Genomic DNA, 21,547 nt, shown 5'->3' with positions numbered 1-21,547 from the left:
TTGATGGTTTTATTTTAAAAGTGGTAGCAGTTCGCTGCCAATATGTAGGGTGAAAAATTTATGTTAACTTCCGGGCCGATTACCGCTCCCGTTCCCGTTTTTCTAGTTCTTTTAGCAATCATGCTACTCGCGCCGCTGTTATTTGAGCGCTTGCGACTACCGGGAATAGTCGGGTTAATTATTGCGGGCGTAATTGTCGGGCCCAACGGTCTCAATTTGCTGCAACGGGACGCTACTATTGTTTTGCTAGGTACAGTAGGATTGCTGTTTTTGATGTTCCTAGCGGGACTGGAAACTAGCCTCGACGACCTCAAACTCAATGCGGACAAAGCTGTCATATTTGGGCTGGCTACTTTTTCGTTGCCGATGATATTGGGGACAGGAGCAATGCTGCTGTTGGGATATAGCTGGCTAGCTTCAATTTTAGTCGCTTCTTGTTTTGCTACGCACACGCTGTTAGCGCTGCCAATTCTCACCAAATTGGGATTGATGCGAACTCAGACTATTACTACGACTTTGGGTGGGACTTTAATTACGAATGTGTTGGGACTGTTGGTGCTGGCAATTGTTGTTAAAGCTTTCAAAGGAAATCTAACTCTCGAATTTTGGTTGTTTCTCATTCCATCTCTTGCTATCTACACTTTTGCTACTTTGTGGGGAGTCCCCAAAATCGGTCGCTGGTTTTTTAAAAAATTCGGACACGACGAAAATGCGGAATTTATTTTTGTATTGGCAACCCTATTTCTAGTTTCTTACGCAGCAGAACTAATTGAAATTGAGGCAATTATTGGGGCATTTTTATCGGGAATTGCTATTACTCAAATTATTCCCAAAATGAGTCCGCTGATGAATCGGATTGAGTTTATTGGCAACACGCTGTTTGTGCCGTTTTTTCTGATTTCTGTGGGGATGTTAATTGACCCGCTAATTTTGGTGAAGCAGCCACAGTCTTTGTTGGTGGCGGCGGTGATGATTTTAGCAGAGGTGGTGAGCAAGTTTTTGGCAGCTTGGCTACCGGGGAAATTATTTGGTTTTGAGTTTCCGAACATTATGGTAATGTTCGGTCTTTCTGTTGCTCAAGCTGCTTCTACTTTGGCGGCGATTACGGTTGCTTTTGACATTAAATTAGTCGATCGCGTAACGGTGAACGGCATCATTGCAATGATTTTAGTAACTTGTGTCGCTTCTCCTTGGATTGTATCTCGGTGGGGTCAAGAAATGCAGCAGCCGGGGTCGAGTTTGCCGACTGCTACGTCGGGAAAGCATTCATGGGGAGAGCGAGTTTTAGTGCCTGTTGCTAATCCGAATACGGAAGATAATTTGCTGCGTTTGGCTTTGATTTTAGCAAAAACATCTCAGGGAACTTTGCTGCCGCTGCATATTTTGTCCGATCGCGGGGAAGCAATTTCGCCGGCAGATAAAATGCAGCAAACTCAACTTTTGACGGCTGCGGAAACTGTGGCCCATGCGGCTGCTTGTGCGGTTGAACCGATCGCGAGGATAGATGATGCGATCGATCGCGGAATCCTGCGGAGTGCAACCGAACGCGAGGCTAGTTTAATAGTTTGCGGTTGGAAGGGATTTTCCACGACGCGCGACAATTTTTTTGGCAGTATCATTGACACTGTGATCAGGCGATCGCCCGTACCCGTACTGATTGCTCGATTTCCCGATCCTCTCCAGAATACAGCCAGAGTTATTTTGGCGGTAACTGACAGCGAGTTGACGCGGTTTGGATTTCAGGAAACCGTGGATATTGCTAAGAGTTTGGCCGAGGAACTTAAGGCGAGTTTGCAAGTGTTGTTGGTGGCGACAAAACGGGAACAAAGCAACAAAAGTGTGGCGGAGGTGGAAATTCTTTCTGAGATACCAGTAAATCGGGTGCGGGGAAATTTTATCAAGTTAGTTTCGCAGAATTTGTTAGAACATGATTTGCTGATTTTAACAACAATTTCTCAGCAACAAAATTTGTGGGACAAACCGGGAACTCTCAAGGAACCGGAAGCGCTCGCCCGGACTCACCAAAATATTTCGATGCTTGTTGTTTATTTTCCTGTATCTTGAGGAATATTGTAACCGCAGATTACGTTATGAATCTGCATTCATCTGCGGTTAATCTTTTAGGACTAAAGCCAACTGACAAATTAAACAAAGGTATGTAGTTGCGCTCGACTCGCTCTTTCCTAACTAAGAGCGGACAAGCGCAACTACATACCTAAAATTTAAGCTTTATTTGTGACAATTGTGTAAGTCTTATATTTAATCCTAATCCAACGGAATTGCTAGCAAAATTTCCGCACCTTGGCGCGGTTCGAGAATACACTCGATCGCTCTTTTCACTCGCGAAGTTGGTATTTTTTGGGCTGCCGATTAAAAAATCCTTCAACTCATCATCATTAGCACCCGCACAAGAAGTGCACTTAGGTACGGAATGTGCGATCGGCTAGTAAATATGCGTAGAGGCTTTGCCGATCTCACTCCGAGGGAGGCAATTTCTCGGCATCTAGGACAATATCTCGGTATCTGGGAGAATTTTGAGAATATGGTGATCTACCCCCTCTAGTTCAATAAGGTAAAAATGAGCATCAGACCAAATTTCAGATGGTTTTCTTCGGTGGCGAGTGTTTTGGGTTCGATTTCGATCGGCCCTTTGAGCGGGGCGACATCCTCTGTAAAAGCAGCAGAAACGGTTGTTGTCCGCAAAGGTATTTTAGAATCGTCAATATCGGTTGCGGATTTGCGCGAACTCGCAGAAACAGGAAAAGTCCCTGCCAAACTGCAAGCTTATGCCAATCTCCTGTCTGAGGAACAGCGGAGTAAGATTTTTCGGGCGCTGCAAGCGAAAATTCCCCTAAATGTAGTCGGCCTGAGCAACTTGCTAAATACGGGCATCGGCACTGCCATCCTGACGGATTTGACTACAGTGATACCCAGGCACGACGGTGGGGGTGTGGAAGCGCTGCGAGCGGCTCTGCTGCTGGGAGCAAACGCGCCGGAAGGCTTATCGGTATTGAGTTTCATTGAGTCTTATCCGAGCTCGCGGGTCGTGGTGGATCTCGATCGAGCTTTCGCAGTTTTGGGAAATATGAACACAAGTTTTTGGCAAACTCAGCGCTTTATGGCGGCGATCGCACCTCAGTTAGCAGCGGTTAAACCCGCGTTTAAGCTGCCTTTCGATCCCACCCAGCCCGGCCCTAATGTCGTGCAGGTACGGGCGCTAGATTTGAACGATAGCGCCCGCAATCGGCGTATTCAAGTTGACGTGTATTGGTCGAAAGCTGCGACAGCAGACAAACCGACGATCGTCTTTTCTCACGGGTTGGGTTCCGTCCGCACGGATTTGCGCTACTTAGCCGAGCATTTGGCGTCTCACGGCTATGTGGTAGCAGCTTTAGAACATCCGGGCAGCAACGAGACGAATACCAATGCTGCGATGGCGGGGAAGTGTCCCTTGCTAGCTCCTCAAGAGTTTTTAGACCGTCCCAAAGACATCAGTTTTGTACTCGACGAACTGACAAAATTGAACCAAACTGATGATAATTTGCAGGGGAAAATCGCGATTGACCGATCGGTAATAATTGGCTATTCTTTCGGCGGGGCTACAGCCTTGTCCGTGGCCGGCGCCGAACTGCAATTGAGCGCACTCAAACAAAGGTGTCAGGGAGATTTGATTGGGTTCAGCTTAGGCGAAGGCATTCAGTGCGCGGCGGCCGGATTGCCCGAAGAACGGTATCAATTGCGGGATGGGAGGATTAAAAGGGCGATCGCCATGAATCCCATCACATCATTACTATTTGGAGAAACTGGTTTAAGTGCAATTCAAATTCCCACCTTAATAGTAGCATCTTCTGCAGACAAAACAACTCCCGCCTTAGCCGAACAAATTGCCGGCTTTCCGAAAATTCCCTCTCCTAAATGGCTAGTCGGTTTTGTAGGAGGAACCCACTTAAGCGTCAAAGATCCGAGTACAACTTTAAACCAAGTTCGCAGGCCAAGCACAGGAATTACCGGCGATGAAGTTGTCGGGGACCAAGCTGTTAGCATACGCAATTATATTAAAGCTGTAAGTTTGGCTACCGCCGCTCAACTGACCGCCGAATCTGACAAATATGCAGTCTTTCTAACGCCAGAATACGCGCACTTTGCTTCCACATCGGCAATCCCGGTGCGGCTGGTAACAGAAATTTCCCCTGATATTAATGCAGTAGTGCAAACTTTTATTCAAGGGAATAAGTAGTCATTAGTCATTAAGTAGGTAAGCGCCAAAAACCCATAGTATCTTGTACAGTTCTCGAGCCAGAACCTAATTATGTAGGGTGTGCTAGGCGCACCTTACCGCTATTAGTCATTAGCTAATAATCGGATGTCCGCTCCAACACCTATAATAAAGGTGTTTGTAGTGGTAGTTAGAGGGGACATCATATTGCGACTAGCACCCTTTCCTTTTGTATGCGCGGCCCCTTAGTCCCCAGCGGTATATTTTTCTTCTTAAGCTGTTTCTGATATTTTTTGTCCGTGCAAGGGCAAAATATAACAAAGCGCTTTCACAAACTCTACTCCCAAAGTGCCATGCCTAAAAAAAATCTTATCCCACTGTTGCTGCTGTTTATAGCGCTGTTTACCCTTTACGGTGACACTTTAACTTTTCTGCCCAAACCTGTAAGAGATACTAGCGTGGCAAGTCGAAAGTTCTTCGTCGGGTTGTGGCCAAATTGGTTGAGGCCGAGAGATTTCAACGAGCAAAGGCAACAGGATATTGAGAAATTGCAAAAAAGTCCTAGCCCGAACCGATAGTTTTGAGCTACCAGCGAGAAACCCGGTTTCTCTAAAAATACCTAGCCATTTTCTTGTAGGTTCGGTTAAGCGAAGCCCCACCAAACATCACGATGTGAGATTGTAGATTTGAGATTTTTCCTTCAATCTCAAATCGACTAAACTTGAGATTTTAGATTTTCCTCAAACCAGTAAGGTGTGCAATGCACACCCTACAGATAGAGGTTCTGCCTCCAGAACTGTTTTAGATTGGTTCTCCCATCTAAAATCTAAAATCTAACATCTAAAATTGATTAGGCCTGCTTTTTCAACCAGCTAAACATAGCTCGCAAATCTTTACCAACTTCTTCAATAGGATGTTCTGCTTCCTGACGGCGCATGGAGGTAAAGCCCGGTTTGCCGGATTGGTTTTCGAGAACGAATTCGCGGGCAAATTGGCCGGATTGAATTTCGCTGAGAATTTTCCGCATTTCGGCGCGGGTTTGATCCGTGACGATGCGGGGGCCGCGAGTTAAATCGCCGTATTCTGCGGTATTGGAGATGCTGTCGCGCATTTTGGCGAGGCCTCCTTCTACTATTAAGTCAACGATAAGTTTAACTTCGTGCAAACATTCAAAATAAGCTAATTCCGGTTGGTATCCGGCGTCAACTAAAGTTTCAAATCCAGCTTTAATTAAGGCGCTCAAACCGCCGCACAAAACTACTTGTTCGCCAAAAAGATCCGTTTCTGTTTCTTCGCGGAAAGTGGTTTCCAGGATGCCGGCTCTGGTGCCGCCGATACCTTTAGCATAGGCCATTGCCCGATCGCGCGCTTGACCGGAAGCATCTTGATATACTGCAAACAAACTCGGAACACCTTCCCCTTGTTCGTAAGTCCGCCGCACCAAGTGTCCGGGGCCTTTGGGGGCAACCATTACTACGTCTACATTGGCAGGGGGAACAACTTGGCCGAAGTGAATGTTAAAACCGTGAGCAAATGCTAAAACATTTCCTTCTGAAAGGTTCGGTTCGATTTGTTCTTTGTAAATAGTTTTTTGAACTTCATCGGGCAATAAAATCATGATGAAGTCAGCAGCGGCGGCTGCTTTGTCTACCGGGTGAACTGTTAAACCCGCGTCGGTTGCTTTGGCGGCAGATTTGCTACCGGGATACAAACCAACAACGACATTCATGCCACTGTCTTTGAGGTTAAGGGCGTGGGCGTGTCCTTGGGAACCGTAGCCGATGATAGCAATCGTTTTGTTGGCTAAGAGGTCTAGGTTCGCGTCGGTGTCGTAATACATACGGGCCATAATGCTTGTCTCCTGAGATGCAAATTGCGTGATTGACTGCAAAACTCTGATTTTATCAAAGTAGGGTACTTTTTTTGCAGAATTTTTTTTGATTAAGATTTGGAGGAGGGAAAATAAAGGGCGATTCCCTTCGGGATAGCTCCGCTTCACGCGCTGAATTTCCCAGGGTTTTTCGCCGAGTCTGCGATCGTCAAATATAATTGTCAATAGCGTGCTGTGCTGTTGCAAAAAAGCAACTAACTTCTTTAATATGAAAATAAAGGCAATACATCATGTCGCGATTATTTGCTCGGATTACGAAGCGTCGAAGAAATTTTATGTAGAAGTCTTAGGATGTTCCATTATCAAAGAAACTTTCCGAACCGAGAGAAATTCTTACAAACTAGATTTGCAAGTCGAAAATGGCGACACCATCGAGCTTTTCTCATTTCCCCATCCTCCTGAAAGACTTAACAATCCTGAAGCTTGTGGTTTGAGACATTTAGCTTTTGCAGTTGAGGACATAGAAGCAGCAGTTGCTTACTTAAAATCCCAACAAGTAGAAGTAGAAGAAGTTCGCCTTGACGAAATTACAGAAAAACGGTTTACATTTTTCCGAGATCCCGACAACTTACCCTTAGAAATATATGAAATTTAGAGCAAAAGCCCAATCATAAAAAGCTTAGCAGAGAAGATAAACAATGGACTCTATCATCAGAAACACAATCACGGTCGGATTGCCTGCTTTAATGCTATTTATAGCCATAGTAGCTACAGGTAAAACAGGTGACGCAGCCGTTTGGTCAGGTTTGGTCAAAGTCGGCGGTTCCTTTGGTATGCTGATCGGCTTAGGTGTGTTGGTATTTGTAGGATTTGTTGCCAATTATTTTAGTTATTTTGTGGTAGATAGCTTGTTGGTGAGATTTTATCAAAAGCGGCGAGTGTTGGAACAGCCAGAACAACTGGTAACAGAAATTGATAAATTGCCGATTACCAACGACCTCAAAATTAAGCTCAAATGGGCGGTGATGCACAGCAGCAACTACAAAATCATTAGCTTGACTCACGTAATTTTAAAATGGTTTATTATCGCAGCAACTGTAAATGCCGTATTTTCAATAGTCGGTTATTTGGGAGAATTAAACATTTTTTTTGAATTGAGTTCTCATTTTAAACTACAATACCTGCTGGTTGGTTTCTCTACTTTTATATTCTTCGTTCTCGTGCGCTCAAAAAAAATATGGTTGCTGGTGAGCGCATTTTGCATTATCATTAATTTGGCGGAAATTGTTCCTTGGTATTTTCCAGCGCCAGCAGTTGCTGGAACAACTCCCGCACACAACTTGCGGATTTTGCATTCAAATGTTTTAAGGAGTAATCGGCGATATTCTGAGGTGATATCGCTGGTTAAAGCAGAACAACCTGATATCGCAGTTTTTGTAGAAGTCAACTCAACTTGGGCAAAACAGTTATCGGTTTTAAGCGAGATTTTTCCTTACTCTTCTACCCAGCAAGAATCTGAGAGATTTGGGAGTGCAATATACAGCAAGCTGCCTTTAGAAAATTCTTCGGTAAAAGCCTTTTCAAATCAAAGAAAGAGCTTGTCGGCGGATGTTAAATTTCAAGGTAAAATCATTTCTCTGATTCTTGCTCATCCGACGGTGCCGATCAAACAGGAGAGTTTTATCAATCGCAATAAACAGCTAGCAGCCATCGGCGAGTATGCAGCCCAAGTAAAAAATCCCGTGATTGTGGTTGGGGATTTTAATACCACAATGTGGTCGCCATTCTACAAAAATATGGTAAAAACCGGAAATTTGCGAAATGCGCGATCTGGCTTTGGCATTTTACCGACTTGGCCGACTTTTATGCCGCTGGCTTATATTCCGATCGATCACTTTCTAGTCAGTAAAGAAATTGGTGTTTTAAAGATTCGTACTGGCCGCAATGTCGGTTCGGATCATTTGCCGTTAATTACAGATTTGGTCATTTGAAGGCAGGATTCAATATTTTCTAACAAATTATTGATTAACTGGATCTGGTATTCCTGAATATTGGTCTGTAGCGGTTCTTTGCTGTCTTGAAAACAGATAACTTTTCCGGCGATTTCCTTGTAGTGTTGCAGCATGGAAAAAGTATCGGTGCTGAAGCGAGCGAGATAGTTTTTAGCAGCCTCACCGCAAATTTCCTTTACTTGATTTAGATAAGCTTCTGACGATTCAGCCGGCTTTTCATACCCAGTTCTTTTATTCAAAATATAGCTAGCACCGCCGACTACTGCGGCTCCCACAGGCCCGCCCAACAGCCAACCTAAGCCGGTTGCGATCGCCACTGGAGCCACTTCGCTGTCGTTCGACTTTTGAGCGGGAGGTAGTGGTGGCTCCGGTAAACTGACTTGTGGGGATGGAGGAAAGGAAATCAAAAGGGCGATCGGCTGTTCTTTCTCAAAGAATTCGCAAGCTTTATTTACCCATTCTGCGATGGTTTGCTGCTGATGTAACGCCTCTCGCTGAAATTTTAGCTTCCACGCATCAAAACTTCCTTCCTGAAGCGACAGGGCCATTTCCGATTGATATCGCTGCAAAAGTGTGGGCTGGTAAAGCCAAATCTCGAAATCGGAAACGCTGGCTTGAAAGCCTTTTGATATCAATTTTTCTGCTTTTTGTTTAATTTCAATTTTGTCTTTGTGCTTTTTTTGAGCTGCAGCTATTTCTGTGGTGACAGTTTCAGCTTTGGCTCGGAGAGATTGGCAAATTTTAGTAGCTATAGCTTCAATTCTGGGCAACTTAACTGCTAGTTGTTCCTGTTGAGCTGCCACAATACTTTGCAAAGCCGATTCAAACGTGGCAATTCCTGTAGTTTGGGCTGCTGCCACATCTCCTTTCAGCCTCGCCCTCAAAGCCGGCAAAGCATCGACGCGGTAGATATTGCTGATATTGGTCGGCAAGTTCGAGCGAAAACTTTCGGCAACAAACAACAAGCGATTGTAAACTTGTTTTTGATCGTCTGGTTCGAGTAGATTGAGAAAATTGGCAACAAAGACGACAGTGTTGATGTTGCGATCGCTCAACCAATCTCTCAAGTTCTCTCGTTCGCCTAAAGTCATCAATTTGCGAGCATCTAAAACCTGCACAACCAAATCAGCCGTTAGCAATTTATCCCGAACCAAATTATCCTGTTCTTCCCGATCATTGGTTCCCGGCAAATCCAGCAATTCCACACCTGTTTTCAGGAATGGATGGGGACAGTAAACATTCACGGCCGCCACATCATCGCGCATTTGTCTGGCGTCGTCAAGGATGGCGTAGCGTTTCAACACATCAGTCCCCGGTTCGCTAATTTCCGTGCCGTCTTTCAGGGTAATTTTTGCGTGTAATTCGTCGCCGTAGTTGACATAAATGGCAGCACCTGTAGTGGGTACAAGGTCGATCGGCAAAGCACGATTTCCCAGCAAAGCATTGAGCAAAGTTGACTTGCCGTAATTAAATGGGCCAAAGACAGCAATTTGAAAAGTTGGTTTGGCGAGATAGTCGCACATTGAGGTGGTATCTCGATACAGTTGGGAGTTTTTATCTAGTTCTAGAATGCCCAGTGCTGATTTCAGATAGTCGGTCAGGTTTTGATAAATTTCGGGTTGTTGCATATTGTTGTTGTATTTCATTTAGCCGATGCTAGGAAAGCTTGATATAGCGATTCAATACTCTGCGACTCGGCAGAAACATCAGCCTCCAATTTCTTCAACCGCTCAGATTCTGCCTGACAATTAATCTCGCGTGATTCCTTTTGTTCGAGCAAATTATCTAACTCAGCTTTCCGAGAATTAATATCCGCATTCATGCGATCGCCCACTTCCCGCCCGTAAACATCAAAGCACTCTTTCACAGCATCGTGAATCGGCTGCCACTGCTCTTGAGCCACCTGCGGCAGATATTTCACCAGCTCTTTTTTCGCCGCTTTCACCAACTGTTTGTTAGATCCGTCTGCTTGCAAAACGCCAACACCAATCCCCAACAAAGCTAAATATAGCGGTCCCAAAACAACCCCCGTCAAACTAGCAAAAATCGTACTGACGCTCAACACAGTGATTAAATTGAGCAGAATATTTTTCCAGTCAAAACCCGCTCCAGCCATTGCTACACCTGCCAGGTTTCCTGTCGTTAACGAGAACAATCCCATCGCCCATTTTGCCCAAGCTGGCGAGTTATCTTCGTTCGAGTTGCTGACTGCTGCAGGTATTTTTTGCCCCGTCAGTTTTTCTGTGATTTTTTCAGTCACTTTCGTGTAAGATGCTCCGTAATTGGCCGCACTTTTCGATAGCTGTGAAAATGCTGAATTCATCTCTTGTTCTGCGGTGAGAGTCCAAGCTGCTAGTTTGTCGTTGATGTACTGCTGGAATGCTTGTCTGAGCGATGCTTCAAAGGCTTCTCGCTTGCCTTGGCTGAAGAAATCCAGAAATTTCAGATCCGGTTGATACCGCAAAAAATCTGTTTCAAAGGTATTTTCTAAGTTAAGGACGTAGGCGCGAAAAGAATCTGCGATCGCCCGCGATTTACTATCTCTAATTTCGATAATTTCTTGTTGAAATTCATCGCGAATGTGAGTCAGCTTCTTAAACTCTGGCTCAACTGAATTAATCTTTTCCTTCAACTCATTGACATCGCGGTCGAGTAATGGTAAACGGCGTCCAACAGCTTCGCGGACGCGAGCAGAAATTTGACGCGCCAAAGTCCTCGCCGGACGCAATTCCGAAATCGCCCTTTCCTGGGTTAAAAACGTATTCAGTGCCGCCATAAACTCGGGAAAACCAGTTCCTGCCAAATCCGCATCCGGGTTTTTGATCCGCAACCTGAGCGCCTTAAGTGAGGTAATTGGAAACACTCGCTCGTCGTAAATATCGTGTCCTTCGGTTAAACAATATTCAGCCAAATTCACTTGAAAAACGCGCCGCAGTTTCCCTTCGGCTTCTGCCATTTCTTCCGGATCGTCCGGGTCAATCAAACTTTCCCGCACCTGATCCCAAGCATTGATCAGAAAGAAAACGCTCAATCCGCGATTTTTGATGTAATTTTCTAAATAACGTCTTTCACCCATTGTGCAAGGCTGAGTTGCCCTGAGTACAAACAAAATAGCGTGACAGTTGTTGATATAACCGAGAGATAATTCGTTGCGGGCTTCTGTATCGTTCAGTCCGGGACTGTCTACTATTTCTATGCCTTTTTCCAGCAAAGGTAAGGGATATTCTACTACGGCGCAATCGATATCTGGAAATGCTGGTTTCTTTTCTTCTTCTAAGCGTTTTGCCTCAGCCGGGTCAATTGTGTAGTTTTGTTTAAAACTTTTAAAATCTAGCTGTTTTGGGCTTTTGCCGTCATTGAAATAAACGGTAACTTTTTTTTCTGAACCGTAGCGCAAAATCGTCAGCAAAGCTGTACAGGGATTTACATCGCTGGGTAGTAAGTTTTCGCCGATTAACGCATTGAGAAAAGTGCTTTTTCCACGTTTCATGTCGCCTAGCACTAGCAGGCGAAAGACTCCTTGGCGCAAGTTTTTACTGGCGACATTGATGTCAGCGTTGTCTGTTTCTAAACCGAGTTTTCCCGATGCTTCTCCTCCTGCTAATTCTGATTGGTTGATAGCTGTGGCGATGTTGCTGAGGCGATCGGCAATTTCTCGGCGGACGGCGGCTACTCGCTCTAAATCGTTGAGAAAGTTGCTAGTTTCTACTTTAAGGTTCATGGGTATTTCCTGATATTTTTCTGCTTGAGCTTTTCAACTTCTGCCTTCTTCAATAAACATTTTGTAAGCGATAAAAGCAATGCCTCCGACTATCAGGGCGGCTGCCAGCCAAGATGCTATGCGAACTGCAACGACAACAGCGATGACAATGCCTGTAAATTGAGCGGCTGCTATAATTTTTCGGCGCCACTGTTTGAGTTTGCCGTTAACTTGGGTGTCGGGTTCTTGGTACTTGCTCGTTAGATGTTCGGGCACTGAGCGGTCGATTTCGGATTCTAGTTCGCGGAGCCGAATTTCTTGTTCGCGCTTCCGTAGTTCTTGTTCTTTGTGCCGGAGTTCTCTGGCTTTTTTGTCGGGAGAATTCATAAATTTTAGCCTGTTTTCCCCTGGAAAAATGTATTATTTATTGTCAATGTTGCGGAGCGATAAGTTATCTACGACTGTAACTCACATTTTCCTGGGTGTCGAGAAATGTTAAGAAATTTTAAAAAGGGCGATTCCCTACGGGATAGCTACGCTTCACGACTAATTAAGCCGATCGCCCTACGCCCTAAACTAGCCACTGCAAATCATCAATAGCCTTCGGGTCCGATAGTAGTGCGATCGCACTCAGCTTCCGACAAATCAACCAAGCGCGATCGAAATAAGTTGCAGCCAGCTAATTGAGCTTTGGTTAACTTTGCTTTCTCCAAATTAGCTCGGCTCAAATCCGCATATCTCAAATCCGCATTCCTCAAATCTGCATTGTACAAATCCGCACCTTGCAAATTGGCTTTCTGCAAATTTGCACCTTGCAAATTGGCGTGACGCAAATTTGCTCTGGATAAGTTTGCTCTGCATAAAGTTGCTTCCGACAAGTTAGCTTGATAAAGTTGAATGTCGCCCAATTCAGCATCTTGCAAATCAGTTTTATAAAGATTGGCTTGAGTCAAATTTCCGTAGGGCAAGTAAGCTCGCCTCAGAACGCTACCAGAAAGATTTATTTCTGTCAAATCTGCTTGAAACAAGTTATCTTCACTTAAGTCAATGGCGTTAAAGTTTCGCTTGCCCTCAGCATACTGAGCGAGCAATTCCTCAGCGCTTAGCTTTTGCATTTTCATCCCTTTATGACGACAGCTATTGCAGACAATCCATAACAGTAATTAATGGGTATTAATCTGTGTATTTATACTTAGGCATTATTTTATGTTAAGCTTGTGTAACAACGATCTCATTTTTTCTAAGATTTTTTTTATATTTGTAAATTTCTGCCTTGCTCAACCAGTAAACGGTTAGTAATGTCAAGATCGATCGAGAAACCAAAGCAAATCCTCTACTGAAATATGCCAGAACTTCCTCTCTCCATTGCTCAGCACTACCACGAACGGACAAAATACGACCCTGAAACCATTGCTGCTAAAAGTAAACAGCTAGATTGGACAGAGCAACCTGTGCCTTTCAAAGAATATAAAATTGGAGCGTATTTTGACCTCAAGCCTTATCTAAAAGACCCCTCGGAGGAGGCCGATGCCGATCCCGATGCCGCTTGGTGGCATCGGTTGTCTAGCTTGTTGCTGTGCAGCTACGGGTTGACGGCAAAAGTGCAGACGGTAGACGACAGCTACCTGTATTTGCGATCTGCACCATCGGCGGGTGGACTCTACCCAGCAGAGGTTTATTTAATCTCCCGTGGCACTGCCCACTTGCCGGCCGGACTCTACAACTATCAGTGCAGAACTCATTCACTTGTTCATTTTTGGGACAGTCAAGTTTGGCCATCATTGCAAGCCGCTTGTTTCCAGTCGCCCGCACTAGAAAATACCCAATTGGCGATCGCCATTACCACTGTTTTTTTCCGTTCTTCTTGGCGTTACGAAGACCGAGCTTATCGGCGAATTTTTCTAGACACCGGCCATTTATTGAGTAATATCGAGTTAGCTTGCGCCGTGAACGATTACCGACCTCACCTGATTGGAGGATTCGCCGACGAAGCTGTCAATGAATTACTGTACATCGACTCGGAGCAAGAAGGAGCGATTTGTTTAGTTGCTTTAGCCGACTTGCTAGATATTGACCAAAACTTACCTAAATTTAAAACAGCTTTGCCCGGAAACACGACCACAGATTACCCGCAAATTTCCGAAGGTCAACTGTTAAAATACCTCCACAAAGCCACGCATTTAGAATCAGACCCTACCGGAGCAGACGGGTGGAAACTTGATGAAAGTGAAGGGGTACTAGAGGATAAATACAACTTTCCCTTTTGTACTAAAGTTTCGACGGTCACTCCTTCGATTCCTTGGGGAGTGAACCTGGAAACTTTAGAAAACACTATGCTCAAAAGGCGTTCTACCCGTGCTTATACAGGTGCTTCTTTGAGCTTGGGCGAACTGCTAGCTATGCTCGATTTTACTTACCAGCCCCAGCACTATATCGACCAAGGATTAGACGGTTCTCCCGACTATTTCGATCTAAGTTTGATCGAGACTTTTATTGCTGTTTCGGGAGTGAATGGGTTAGAAGAAGGCTGTTACTATTACGCTCCGAAAGCTCAAGAATTGCGGCAAATTCGGTTTAAAAATTTCCGCAGGGAGTTGCATTTTTTGTGCTTGGGGCAAGACTTGGGGAGAGATGCGGGGGCGCTGTTGTTTCACACGGCGGATTTGAACAGGGCTGTAGCAAAATATGGCGATCGAGTTTACCGCTATTTGCACATGGACGCGGGTCATTTGGGCCAGCGGTTGAATTTAGCAGCTATGCAACTGCGTTTGGGTGTCAGCGGTATCGGGGGCTTTTTTGACGATCGCGTCAATGACGTTCTAGGTATTCCGGCCGGTGAAGCTGTGCTTTATATTACAAGTCTGGGAAGACCTCGATCGTGACAATAAGTTAGTTGTTATTTGTCAGTAGTTATTGCTTCACTAAGCCCAGGCGCATCTAAATTTTACAGTCAAGTTTGATGAAATTAACATCTTACACCATTCTCAAGAACGGGCAAGATGCCTGTTCCACAAAGAGTGAAATTCGGTGTTCCACAAAAAGTGAAATTCTTGTGGGTGGGCGTCCCGCCCGCCCTAAAAATACAACTTAAATGCGAGACAGCTTACCTATTTAATTTACTCTTTTTATATGACTATTTACCAATACAAAACCTGCTAAATATTCTGTCGAGAACTGATTCTGTCACTTCTTCGCCCGTAACTTCCCCCAATGCTTGAATTGCGCCGCGCAAATCTATTGTCCAGAAATCTAAAGGCAATTTGTTGCTAATAGTATCCGTGCATTGTTCTAGAGAAATTTTAGCTTTGGTTAAGGCTGCTGCTTGCCGCTGGTTAATTGCTAAGTCTGAGTTTGCTGCTTGCAAATTTCCCCCGCTGACAGCATCTAAAATTGCTGTTTCTAAGTTTTCTATGCCTCTATCGAGGGCGGCGGCTGCGGTAACTATACGGTGAGTTTCAGAGGAAAAAGGTAGTTCAGGGATGGTGTTTACTAGGTCAATTTTGTTAATAATTATAATTAGCTGGCGGTGCTTTACTTGTTCGTAAATTTCCCAATCTTCCTCTGTCCAGCCAGATTCCGCGTCAATTGTCAACAACACTAAATCGGCTTGTTTTGCGGCTGCGCGCGATCGCTCAACGCCAATTTTTTCTACCTTGTCTTCGGTTTCTCGAATTCCCGCAGTATCGAGTACCTGCACCGGAATTCCGCCCACAACTAGCTGCGATTCTACCACATCCCGCGTCGTACCGGGCAAATCCGTAACGATCGCCCGATCGCTCTTACTCCACGCATTCAACAAACTCGATTTTCCCACATTCGGTCGCCCAACAATCGCTACTTTCAAACCAGTTCTCAACAATTCTCCGCGATCTGCCGTTGCCAAAATTGTTGACAATTCCTCCAAAACATGATTTATTTCCAAAGAAGTTTTAGCTTCATCTAAAGGCGGCAAATCTTCCTCAAAATCAATTCTTGCCTCAATTTCTGCCAGCACGTCCAAACAAGTTGTTCTCAATTTGCGGATTGGCTGCGCTAATTTTCCTTGCAAACCAGCCAAAGCACTTTGTGCAGCAGCGGGCGATTGTGCTCCCACCAAATCCGAGATACTTTCAGCTTGAGTTAAATCAAGCCTCCCGTTCAAAAAAGCCCGCAGTGAAAACTCTCCCGGCGCAGCCAATCTCGCCCCATTTTCCAAACACAACTGCAAGACTTGCTGCACGGTCATAATACCGCCGTGACAGTGAAATTCCACCACATCTTCGCGAGTAAAAGAACGCGGTGCTTTCATGATTAGCAGCAAAGCTTCATCAACTAATTCTTGAGTTTTGGGGCGGCGGATGTGGCCGTAAAGAATGCGGTGAGACTCCCAAATTTGCCGTCCTGGGGCGCGAAACAGAGTTTCGGCAATTTTTAAGGCTGCGGAACCGGAAACTCGCACAATGCCGACACTGCCTTGTTGGGGAACTATGGCAGTGGCGATCGCTGCGATCGTTCCTCCTTTTGTTAATGATTCAGACATTTTTATTGTTCACACATTTAAAAGTTCTCTCAATCTCCTGTTTTTGAGTATCAGGCAATTGCTTCTCGGTATTCGAGGATATAAATCTCTGGTTCGTCCTTCAAAAAATTTAAATTCCCGCCCTTTTGGGCAAGCTGCACGAGTTTCTGAGTCAAAGGGCAAGGGAGGTTTTTTAATCTTTTTCGTGCGAGCGCTAATTGCTAGTCTGCTTCGAGATACAGGAGAACTTGAATTAGGGATTCAACCAGTGGTACGTTCATTTAAGTCACCTCCGCCCCGGTTGTTAAATTATACATATTTCATTGACAGAATAAACAATTTCAGCGATTTTTTTGTAAAATCTTAGAAGAGCGTGGTCACCGCGCTGCACTTGGCTCGTTAATCCGATCGCCCGTTTGCTCAGTCAGTCGATTTTAGATTTTAGATTTTAGATTTTAGATTGACTCCACAGATGAATCGGGGAGCTTCAACTCGGGTCTAAAATTTGGGGAGGCTTACGACTCCTGTGCGAAAGCAACTATCCGTTTTTGGGTGGGAGTCACGGCTCGATCGAACTTAAATTACTCAGCCAAATATTTTGGCTATTCTGATTTCATGCGATAATGGAAAATTGATAGGGTAGAGGGCAAAGCATGATTGGTCAACTTCTAGACAGACGTTACCGCATCATTAAAGTCACAGACTCAAGTGAGGTGGGAAAAACTTATCTAGCAGCAGATACTCACCGTCCCGGGTATCCGCAATGCACGGTTAGAGAAATGCGGCTACCCGGCACAAGTTCGCAAACTCCAGAATTAGTCAAAGTTATATTTCAAAGAAACGCAGAAATAATTGAAAAATTGGGAAAACACGACAAAATCCCGGAATTATTGGCGTATTTTGAGGAAAATCAAAGTTTATACTTAATTGAAGAATTTATTGCCGGCTCACCTTTAAGTCAAGAACTAATACCGGGTCAACCTTGGGATGAAGACCAAGTAATTTGTCTGCTATCAGAAATATTAGAAATTTTGGTGTTCATACACGAGAAAGGTTTCATTCACCGCAGAATTCAACCAGACAGAGCAATCCGGCGCGAGTCAGACGGGAAATTTGTATTGGTAGACTTTAGCTTAGACAAAGAAATTAACCCGGAACTTGCTAACTGTCATTTGTTGTCGCCAACTTCCCCGAACTCTGTTAAACGGCATGAGGCAAAAAAGCAGGATTTGGTGGCCCAGGAGTTATACGTGCCGATCGAGCAATTGAACGGCAACCCCCGCTACAATAGCGACATTTACGCTCTAGGTACGATCGCCCAGCTTGCCGTGACGGGACTCTCACCCAACGAACTGAGTGCCTTAAAAAACAACAAAAGCCAAATTTCCTGGCGAAACCGGGCAACTTGTTCGCCTGCCCTAGCAGATATTATTGATCGAATGGTGCGCCCTGATTGGGAGGAACGCTATCAGGACGCCGCCGAAGTTTTGGCAGACCTCCAACAAATCGCCGTAAAATTCGAGGTTGAGCCGCCGCCAGCCACAATTATCACGCACGCTATGAGTCAACCGCGAAGACAAAGCCAAACCAAACTGCTGCTGTTGGCTGCAACAGCGGCAGCTTTAATCCTCACGGCACTGATAATTTACTTTTGGCAGAGTCAAACTCCCGCGAGAGCAAAAGAATTGTTAGCCCGTGGCGTTACCAAAGCGCAGCAAGGTGACAAAACAGGCGCGATCGCCGATTATACTCAAGCGATCGCCCTGAATGCCAGCGATGCGGAAACTTACTACAAGCGGGCAAACGCTCGCTACGACATGGGCGCAACCGAGCAAGCAATACAGGATTACACGCAAGCAATTAAAGTCAATCCTAGCCACACCAAAGCTCTCTACAATCGAGGTATGGCCCGCCTCGACATCGGCGACAAGCGGGGGGCCGTGGAAGATTTCACCCAAGTAGTGCGACTCAATCCCAGCGACGGTGAGGCATACTCTCAGCGGGGTTTAGGCTACTACGATTTGGGCGACCACCGCACGGCAATTGAAGACTACACTCAAGCAATTCGGCTCAGTCCCAACGATGCTACAGCTTACAGCAATCGGGGTTTAGCTCGATCGGCTGCTGGCGACAAAACAGGAGCAATGGCAGATTTTACTCAAGCCCTTCAAATTAGCCCCAAACAAGCTGGCGTATACTACAGTCGTGGTCGATCCAGGTTTAATCTGGCAGATTATCAAGGAGCGATGGAAGATTATACTAAGGCGATCGAATTGCAACCAGATCTCGCTGATGCTTATACCAATCGGTGCAGCGCTTACTTGAATTTGGCCGCCTACGACAAAGCGATTGCAGATTGCACCGAAGGAATTCGCCTCGATCCAAAAGATGAAGCAGCTTACAACAACCGCTGCATTGCTTATCTGAATTTAAAACAATTTCAAAAGGCCAGCGAAGATTGCAGTTTGACAATCGGACTCAACGCCAACAATCCCAAAGCATACAGCAATCGAGGATTAGCTCGATTGGCTTCGGGAGACAAGCAGGGCGCTGTGGAAGATTTTACTCAAGCTATTCGACTCAATCCCAGCGATGCAGTAGCTTACAGCAATCGCGGTACTATTTACTCAGAACTAAAAAATTACCCTTTAGCAGTTGAGGATTTCGCTCACTCGCTGCGGCTCAACCCCAACAATGCGACCGCTTTTTACAGCCGAGGCCTCGTCCGCCGGCAACTCAAAGACCGTACCGGGGCGATGGAGGATTTTCAGAAAGCTGCAACGCTGTTTCTAGAACAAGGAAGAGCGGATGGTTTCCAAAAGGCACAAGCACAAATCAACGATCCTAAATAAGCTATTAATCATCAGTCAGATGTTAAAAAAAGAAGAAAAAAGGAACAAGGAAGAAGGAAGAAGGAAGGAGGAAGAAGTAAAAATTACCAACTCCCCGTTACCAACTCCCCGTTACCAACTCCCCGTTACCAATTCCCCATTACCCCCTCCCCGTTACCAATTCCCAATTCCCGATATGAACATGGTTGGTCAACTTTTAGACAGGCGTTATCGCGTAGTGCAAATTCTCAGCTCGGGTGCTTTCGGACAAACTTATTTAGCTGTCGATACTCGCCGCCCTGGCCACCCTCAATGTGTAGTGAAACAACTGCGCCCTCCCAGCAACACTTCCACCGTTCTCAAAACAGCTTATCGCTTATTTAAACAAGAAGCAGAAATATTAGAAAAGCTGGGAAAACACGATCAAATTCCATTTTTACTAGCTTATTTTGAAGAAGCCAATCAATTCTACCTCGTCGAAGAGTTTGTGCCCGGACACGCCCTCAATAGGGAAATTGTGGCCGGTCAACCTTGGCGGGAGGAACGAGTGCTGGATCTGTTGCAAGAAGTATTACAAGTTCTCGCCTTCGTACACTCTCAGGGAGTGATTCACCGCGATGTTAATCCCTCCAACTTAATCCGCCGCAAACCAGACGGCAAATTAGTTTTAATTGACTTCGGTTCGGTTAAAGAAGTTGCGAATCACGTCAGTGACTACGATACAGAATTTCCGCGCACCATTGCTACTGGTACTCCGGCTTATATGCCGATCGAACAATTTCAAGGCAACCCGCAATTTAGCAGCGACCTCTATGCAGTCGGGATGATGGCAGTCCAAGCTATCACTGGTTTACCCGGTACGGATTTGCCAAAATTGCAAGATCCGAGTCCTTCTCATACGGGGGAAATTGTTTGGCGAAACAGATCTCAATGTTCTGTGGGATTAGCCAATATAATTGACAAAATGGTATGTCACCAATTTGCCAAGCGCTATCAATCTGCGGACGAAGTATTGGTAGCTCTCAGCAAGTTGAGGCACCGCCAAGAGCCTGTAAATACAGCTCACAAGAAAAGTATTGCTCCCAGCTTAGTGTCTTCTGATCGTTTTTATTCACGTTTGGGAAGTCGATTTTGGTTGCTGATTTTGGCGGGCGTTGGGGCGGCGATATTTCTGATATTTCTGTTTAGTTATTGGAGCCGCCCCAATCCGATTAAAGCTAAGGAATATTACGAACAGGGAGTAGAAAAGTCTCGCAATCAAGATGCGGAGGCAGCTTTGCAGGCTTTTAATAAGTCAATTCAATTGAATCCTAAAAGTGCTGAGAGTTTTTACCAGCGCGGTAATGCTAATTATGATTTAAAAAATTATCAAGAAGCAATTGCGGATTATTCTCAGGCGATCGCTCTCAATCCTAAATATGTTCAGGCTTATTTTAACCGTGGCCTAGCCCGTCACGATTTTAACGACAAGCGTGGGGCGATTGAGGATTACACTCAAGCTTTGAATCTCCAGCCCAGGGATGCTGATACATATTATGAAAGAGGAGTTGCTTATTTAGAACTGCAAGATTCCAAGATGGCCATTCAGGATTTTACCGAAGTAATTCGGTTGCAGCCGAACCTTGTTAAAGCTTATCATTCGCGGGGGTTGGCTCGTGCTGGGAGCGCAGATTTGCAGGGAGCGATTGGAGATTATACTGAGGCAATTAAACTTGATGCTAAGAATGTTGATGCTTTCTACAGTCGGGGGAGAGCTCGCTTTCACCTAGGAGATTATCAGGGAGCTTTGGCGGATTATTCTCAGGTAATTGCGATCGATCCCAAGAGTGCAGATGCTTATGCTAATCGTTGCAGTACGCAGTTGAATTTGGGAGCGCATCAAGCGGCAATTGACGATTGCACTCAGGCAATTTCGCTGAGCGATGAGGATGGGGTTCCTTACAACAATCGCTGCATTGCTTATTTAAATTTGAAGGATTATCCCAAAGCAATTGCCGATTGCACTCAAGCGCTGAAAGTGAATCCGAATGATTATAATGCTTTTAACAATCGTGCTTTAGCTCGCAGCGCCGGGGGTGACGCGCAGGGGGCGATCGCAGATTTTACAGCAGCAATCGGGTTCAATCCCAACAATGCTGAAGCTTACGCCAATCGGGCTAAGATTTATCAGGAGTTAAAGAATTACAATAGTGCGATCGCAGATTACGTGCAAGCTATTCGGATCAGCCCGAATTATGCTGCCGCTTACTACGGTAGAGGCATGGTTCGCCGCTCCTTGGGAGACAAAGCAGGAGCAATTAGCGATTTAGAAAAAGCCGGAAAAATGTTTCTAGATCAAGGACTTACTGGCGGTTACAAAGATGCACAATTTGAAATTGAAAAGCTAAAGTAGTCATTAGTCATTAGTCGTTATTTCTAGGTGTTATATTTCTTCTGTAGCAGATTTTTATAATTTTAGA

13 protein-coding genes are annotated in these 21,547 nt (G+C 45.2%); 7 read left to right on the top strand and 6 right to left on the bottom strand.

Annotated features, from left to right (window positions below; all coding sequences use genetic code 11):
* Positions 1 to 60 precede the first annotated feature (60 nt).
* Together QUA42_RS22945 and QUA42_RS22940 are read left to right on the top strand one after the other, a co-directional pair.
* Positions 61 to 2,064, top strand: a complete 2,004-nt coding sequence (locus QUA42_RS22945) for a cation:proton antiporter domain-containing protein (protein ID WP_333140360.1) — start codon at positions 61 to 63, stop codon at positions 2,062 to 2,064.
* A gap of 514 nt (positions 2,065 to 2,578) precedes the next feature.
* The gene (locus QUA42_RS22940) at positions 2,579 to 4,237 is read left to right on the top strand and encodes an alpha/beta hydrolase (protein ID WP_333140358.1); all 1,659 of its coding nucleotides are present in this window, start codon (positions 2,579 to 2,581) and stop codon (positions 4,235 to 4,237) included.
* 829 nt (positions 4,238 to 5,066) lie between these two features.
* Here the strand turns inward: QUA42_RS22940 and ilvC are convergent.
* Positions 5,067 to 6,272: a ketol-acid reductoisomerase gene (ilvC, locus tag QUA42_RS22935; RefSeq protein WP_445301353.1), complete on the bottom strand. Its 1,206-nt coding sequence runs from the start codon at positions 6,270 to 6,272 to the stop codon at positions 5,067 to 5,069.
* A gap of 43 nt (positions 6,273 to 6,315) precedes the next feature.
* On the opposite strand from ilvC, the gene gloA2 reads away from it, so the two are divergent.
* Together gloA2 and QUA42_RS22925 are read left to right on the top strand one after the other, a co-directional pair.
* Entirely contained in the window at positions 6,316 to 6,702 is a 387-nt protein-coding gene (gene gloA2, locus QUA42_RS22930) for an SMU1112c/YaeR family gloxylase I-like metalloprotein (protein WP_333140356.1), read from the top strand.
* Between the two features lie 43 nt (positions 6,703 to 6,745).
* Positions 6,746 to 8,038: an endonuclease/exonuclease/phosphatase family protein gene (locus QUA42_RS22925; protein WP_333140354.1), complete on the top strand. Its 1,293-nt coding sequence runs from the start codon at positions 6,746 to 6,748 to the stop codon at positions 8,036 to 8,038.
* Here QUA42_RS22925 and QUA42_RS22920 read toward each other — a convergent pair.
* The 4 genes from QUA42_RS22920 to QUA42_RS22905 all read right to left on the bottom strand — a co-directional run bounded on the left by QUA42_RS22920 (position 8,005) and on the right by QUA42_RS22905 (position 12,874).
* Positions 8,005 to 9,687 (bottom strand): dynamin family protein, encoded by a 1,683-nt coding sequence (locus QUA42_RS22920; protein ID WP_333140352.1) that lies wholly within the window; start codon positions 9,685 to 9,687, stop codon positions 8,005 to 8,007. The two genes, QUA42_RS22925 and QUA42_RS22920, sit on opposite strands and share 34 nt — an antisense overlap.
* Before the next feature lie 14 nt (positions 9,688 to 9,701).
* A complete protein-coding gene (locus QUA42_RS22915; protein WP_333140350.1) occupies positions 9,702 to 11,780 on the bottom strand; it encodes a dynamin family protein in 2,079 nt (692 codons plus the stop codon).
* A gap of 33 nt (positions 11,781 to 11,813) precedes the next feature.
* Positions 11,814 to 12,146 carry a hypothetical protein gene (locus tag QUA42_RS22910; protein ID WP_333140348.1) on the bottom strand — a complete coding sequence of 111 codons (333 nt, stop codon included), beginning with the start codon at positions 12,144 to 12,146 and terminating at the stop codon, positions 11,814 to 11,816.
* A gap of 206 nt (positions 12,147 to 12,352) precedes the next feature.
* Complete coding sequence (locus QUA42_RS22905) at positions 12,353 to 12,874, bottom strand: pentapeptide repeat-containing protein (RefSeq protein ID WP_333140346.1); 522 nt, start codon at positions 12,872 to 12,874, stop codon at positions 12,353 to 12,355.
* A 228-nt stretch (positions 12,875 to 13,102) separates the two neighbouring features.
* On the opposite strand from QUA42_RS22905, the gene QUA42_RS22900 reads away from it, so the two are divergent.
* Complete coding sequence (locus tag QUA42_RS22900; RefSeq protein WP_333140344.1) at positions 13,103 to 14,641, top strand: SagB/ThcOx family dehydrogenase; 1,539 nt, start codon at positions 13,103 to 13,105, stop codon at positions 14,639 to 14,641.
* A gap of 251 nt (positions 14,642 to 14,892) precedes the next feature.
* Here QUA42_RS22900 and mnmE read toward each other — a convergent pair whose 3' ends face one another.
* Positions 14,893 to 16,278 (bottom strand): tRNA uridine-5-carboxymethylaminomethyl(34) synthesis GTPase MnmE, encoded by a 1,386-nt coding sequence (mnmE, locus tag QUA42_RS22895; RefSeq protein ID WP_333140342.1) that lies wholly within the window; start codon positions 16,276 to 16,278, stop codon positions 14,893 to 14,895.
* A gap of 632 nt (positions 16,279 to 16,910) precedes the next feature.
* Here mnmE and QUA42_RS22890 point away from each other — a divergent pair.
* Complete coding sequence (locus QUA42_RS22890; RefSeq protein ID WP_333140340.1) at positions 16,911 to 19,109, top strand: tetratricopeptide repeat protein; 2,199 nt, start codon at positions 16,911 to 16,913, stop codon at positions 19,107 to 19,109.
* The gene (locus QUA42_RS22885) at positions 19,066 to 21,480 is read left to right on the top strand and encodes a tetratricopeptide repeat protein (RefSeq protein WP_333140338.1); all 2,415 of its coding nucleotides are present in this window, start codon (positions 19,066 to 19,068) and stop codon (positions 21,478 to 21,480) included. The genes QUA42_RS22890 and QUA42_RS22885 overlap by 44 nt, the downstream gene beginning before the upstream one ends.
* Positions 21,481 to 21,547 lie beyond the last annotated feature (67 nt).

Origin of the sequence: Microcoleus sp. Pol11C2 (assembly GCF_036701505.1) — a bacterium.
Lineage (GTDB): Bacteria > Cyanobacteriota > Cyanobacteriia > Cyanobacteriales > Microcoleaceae > Microcoleus.
This window is presented reverse-complemented; position numbering and strand designations above follow the sequence as displayed.

Coding starts and splice junctions, on each gene's coding strand:
- QUA42_RS22920 (WP_333140352.1), bottom strand. CDS start 9,687: ATGCAACAACCCGAAATTTATCAAAACCTGACCGACTATCTGAAATCA.
- QUA42_RS22885 (WP_333140338.1), top strand. CDS start 19,066: ATGGTTTCCAAAAGGCACAAGCACAAATCAACGATCCTAAATAAGCTA.
- QUA42_RS22925 (WP_333140354.1), top strand. CDS start 6,746: ATGGACTCTATCATCAGAAACACAATCACGGTCGGATTGCCTGCTTTA.
- QUA42_RS22915 (WP_333140350.1), bottom strand. CDS start 11,780: ATGAACCTTAAAGTAGAAACTAGCAACTTTCTCAACGATTTAGAGCGA.
- QUA42_RS22940 (WP_333140358.1), top strand. CDS start 2,579: ATGAGCATCAGACCAAATTTCAGATGGTTTTCTTCGGTGGCGAGTGTT.
- QUA42_RS22890 (WP_333140340.1), top strand. CDS start 16,911: ATGATTGGTCAACTTCTAGACAGACGTTACCGCATCATTAAAGTCACA.
- gloA2 (WP_333140356.1), top strand. CDS start 6,316: ATGAAAATAAAGGCAATACATCATGTCGCGATTATTTGCTCGGATTAC.
- QUA42_RS22905 (WP_333140346.1), bottom strand. CDS start 12,874: ATGCAAAAGCTAAGCGCTGAGGAATTGCTCGCTCAGTATGCTGAGGGC.
- mnmE (WP_333140342.1), bottom strand. CDS start 16,278: ATGTCTGAATCATTAACAAAAGGAGGAACGATCGCAGCGATCGCCACT.
- QUA42_RS22900 (WP_333140344.1), top strand. CDS start 13,103: ATGCCAGAACTTCCTCTCTCCATTGCTCAGCACTACCACGAACGGACA.
- QUA42_RS22945 (WP_333140360.1), top strand. CDS start 61: ATGTTAACTTCCGGGCCGATTACCGCTCCCGTTCCCGTTTTTCTAGTT.
- QUA42_RS22910 (WP_333140348.1), bottom strand. CDS start 12,146: ATGAATTCTCCCGACAAAAAAGCCAGAGAACTCCGGCACAAAGAACAA.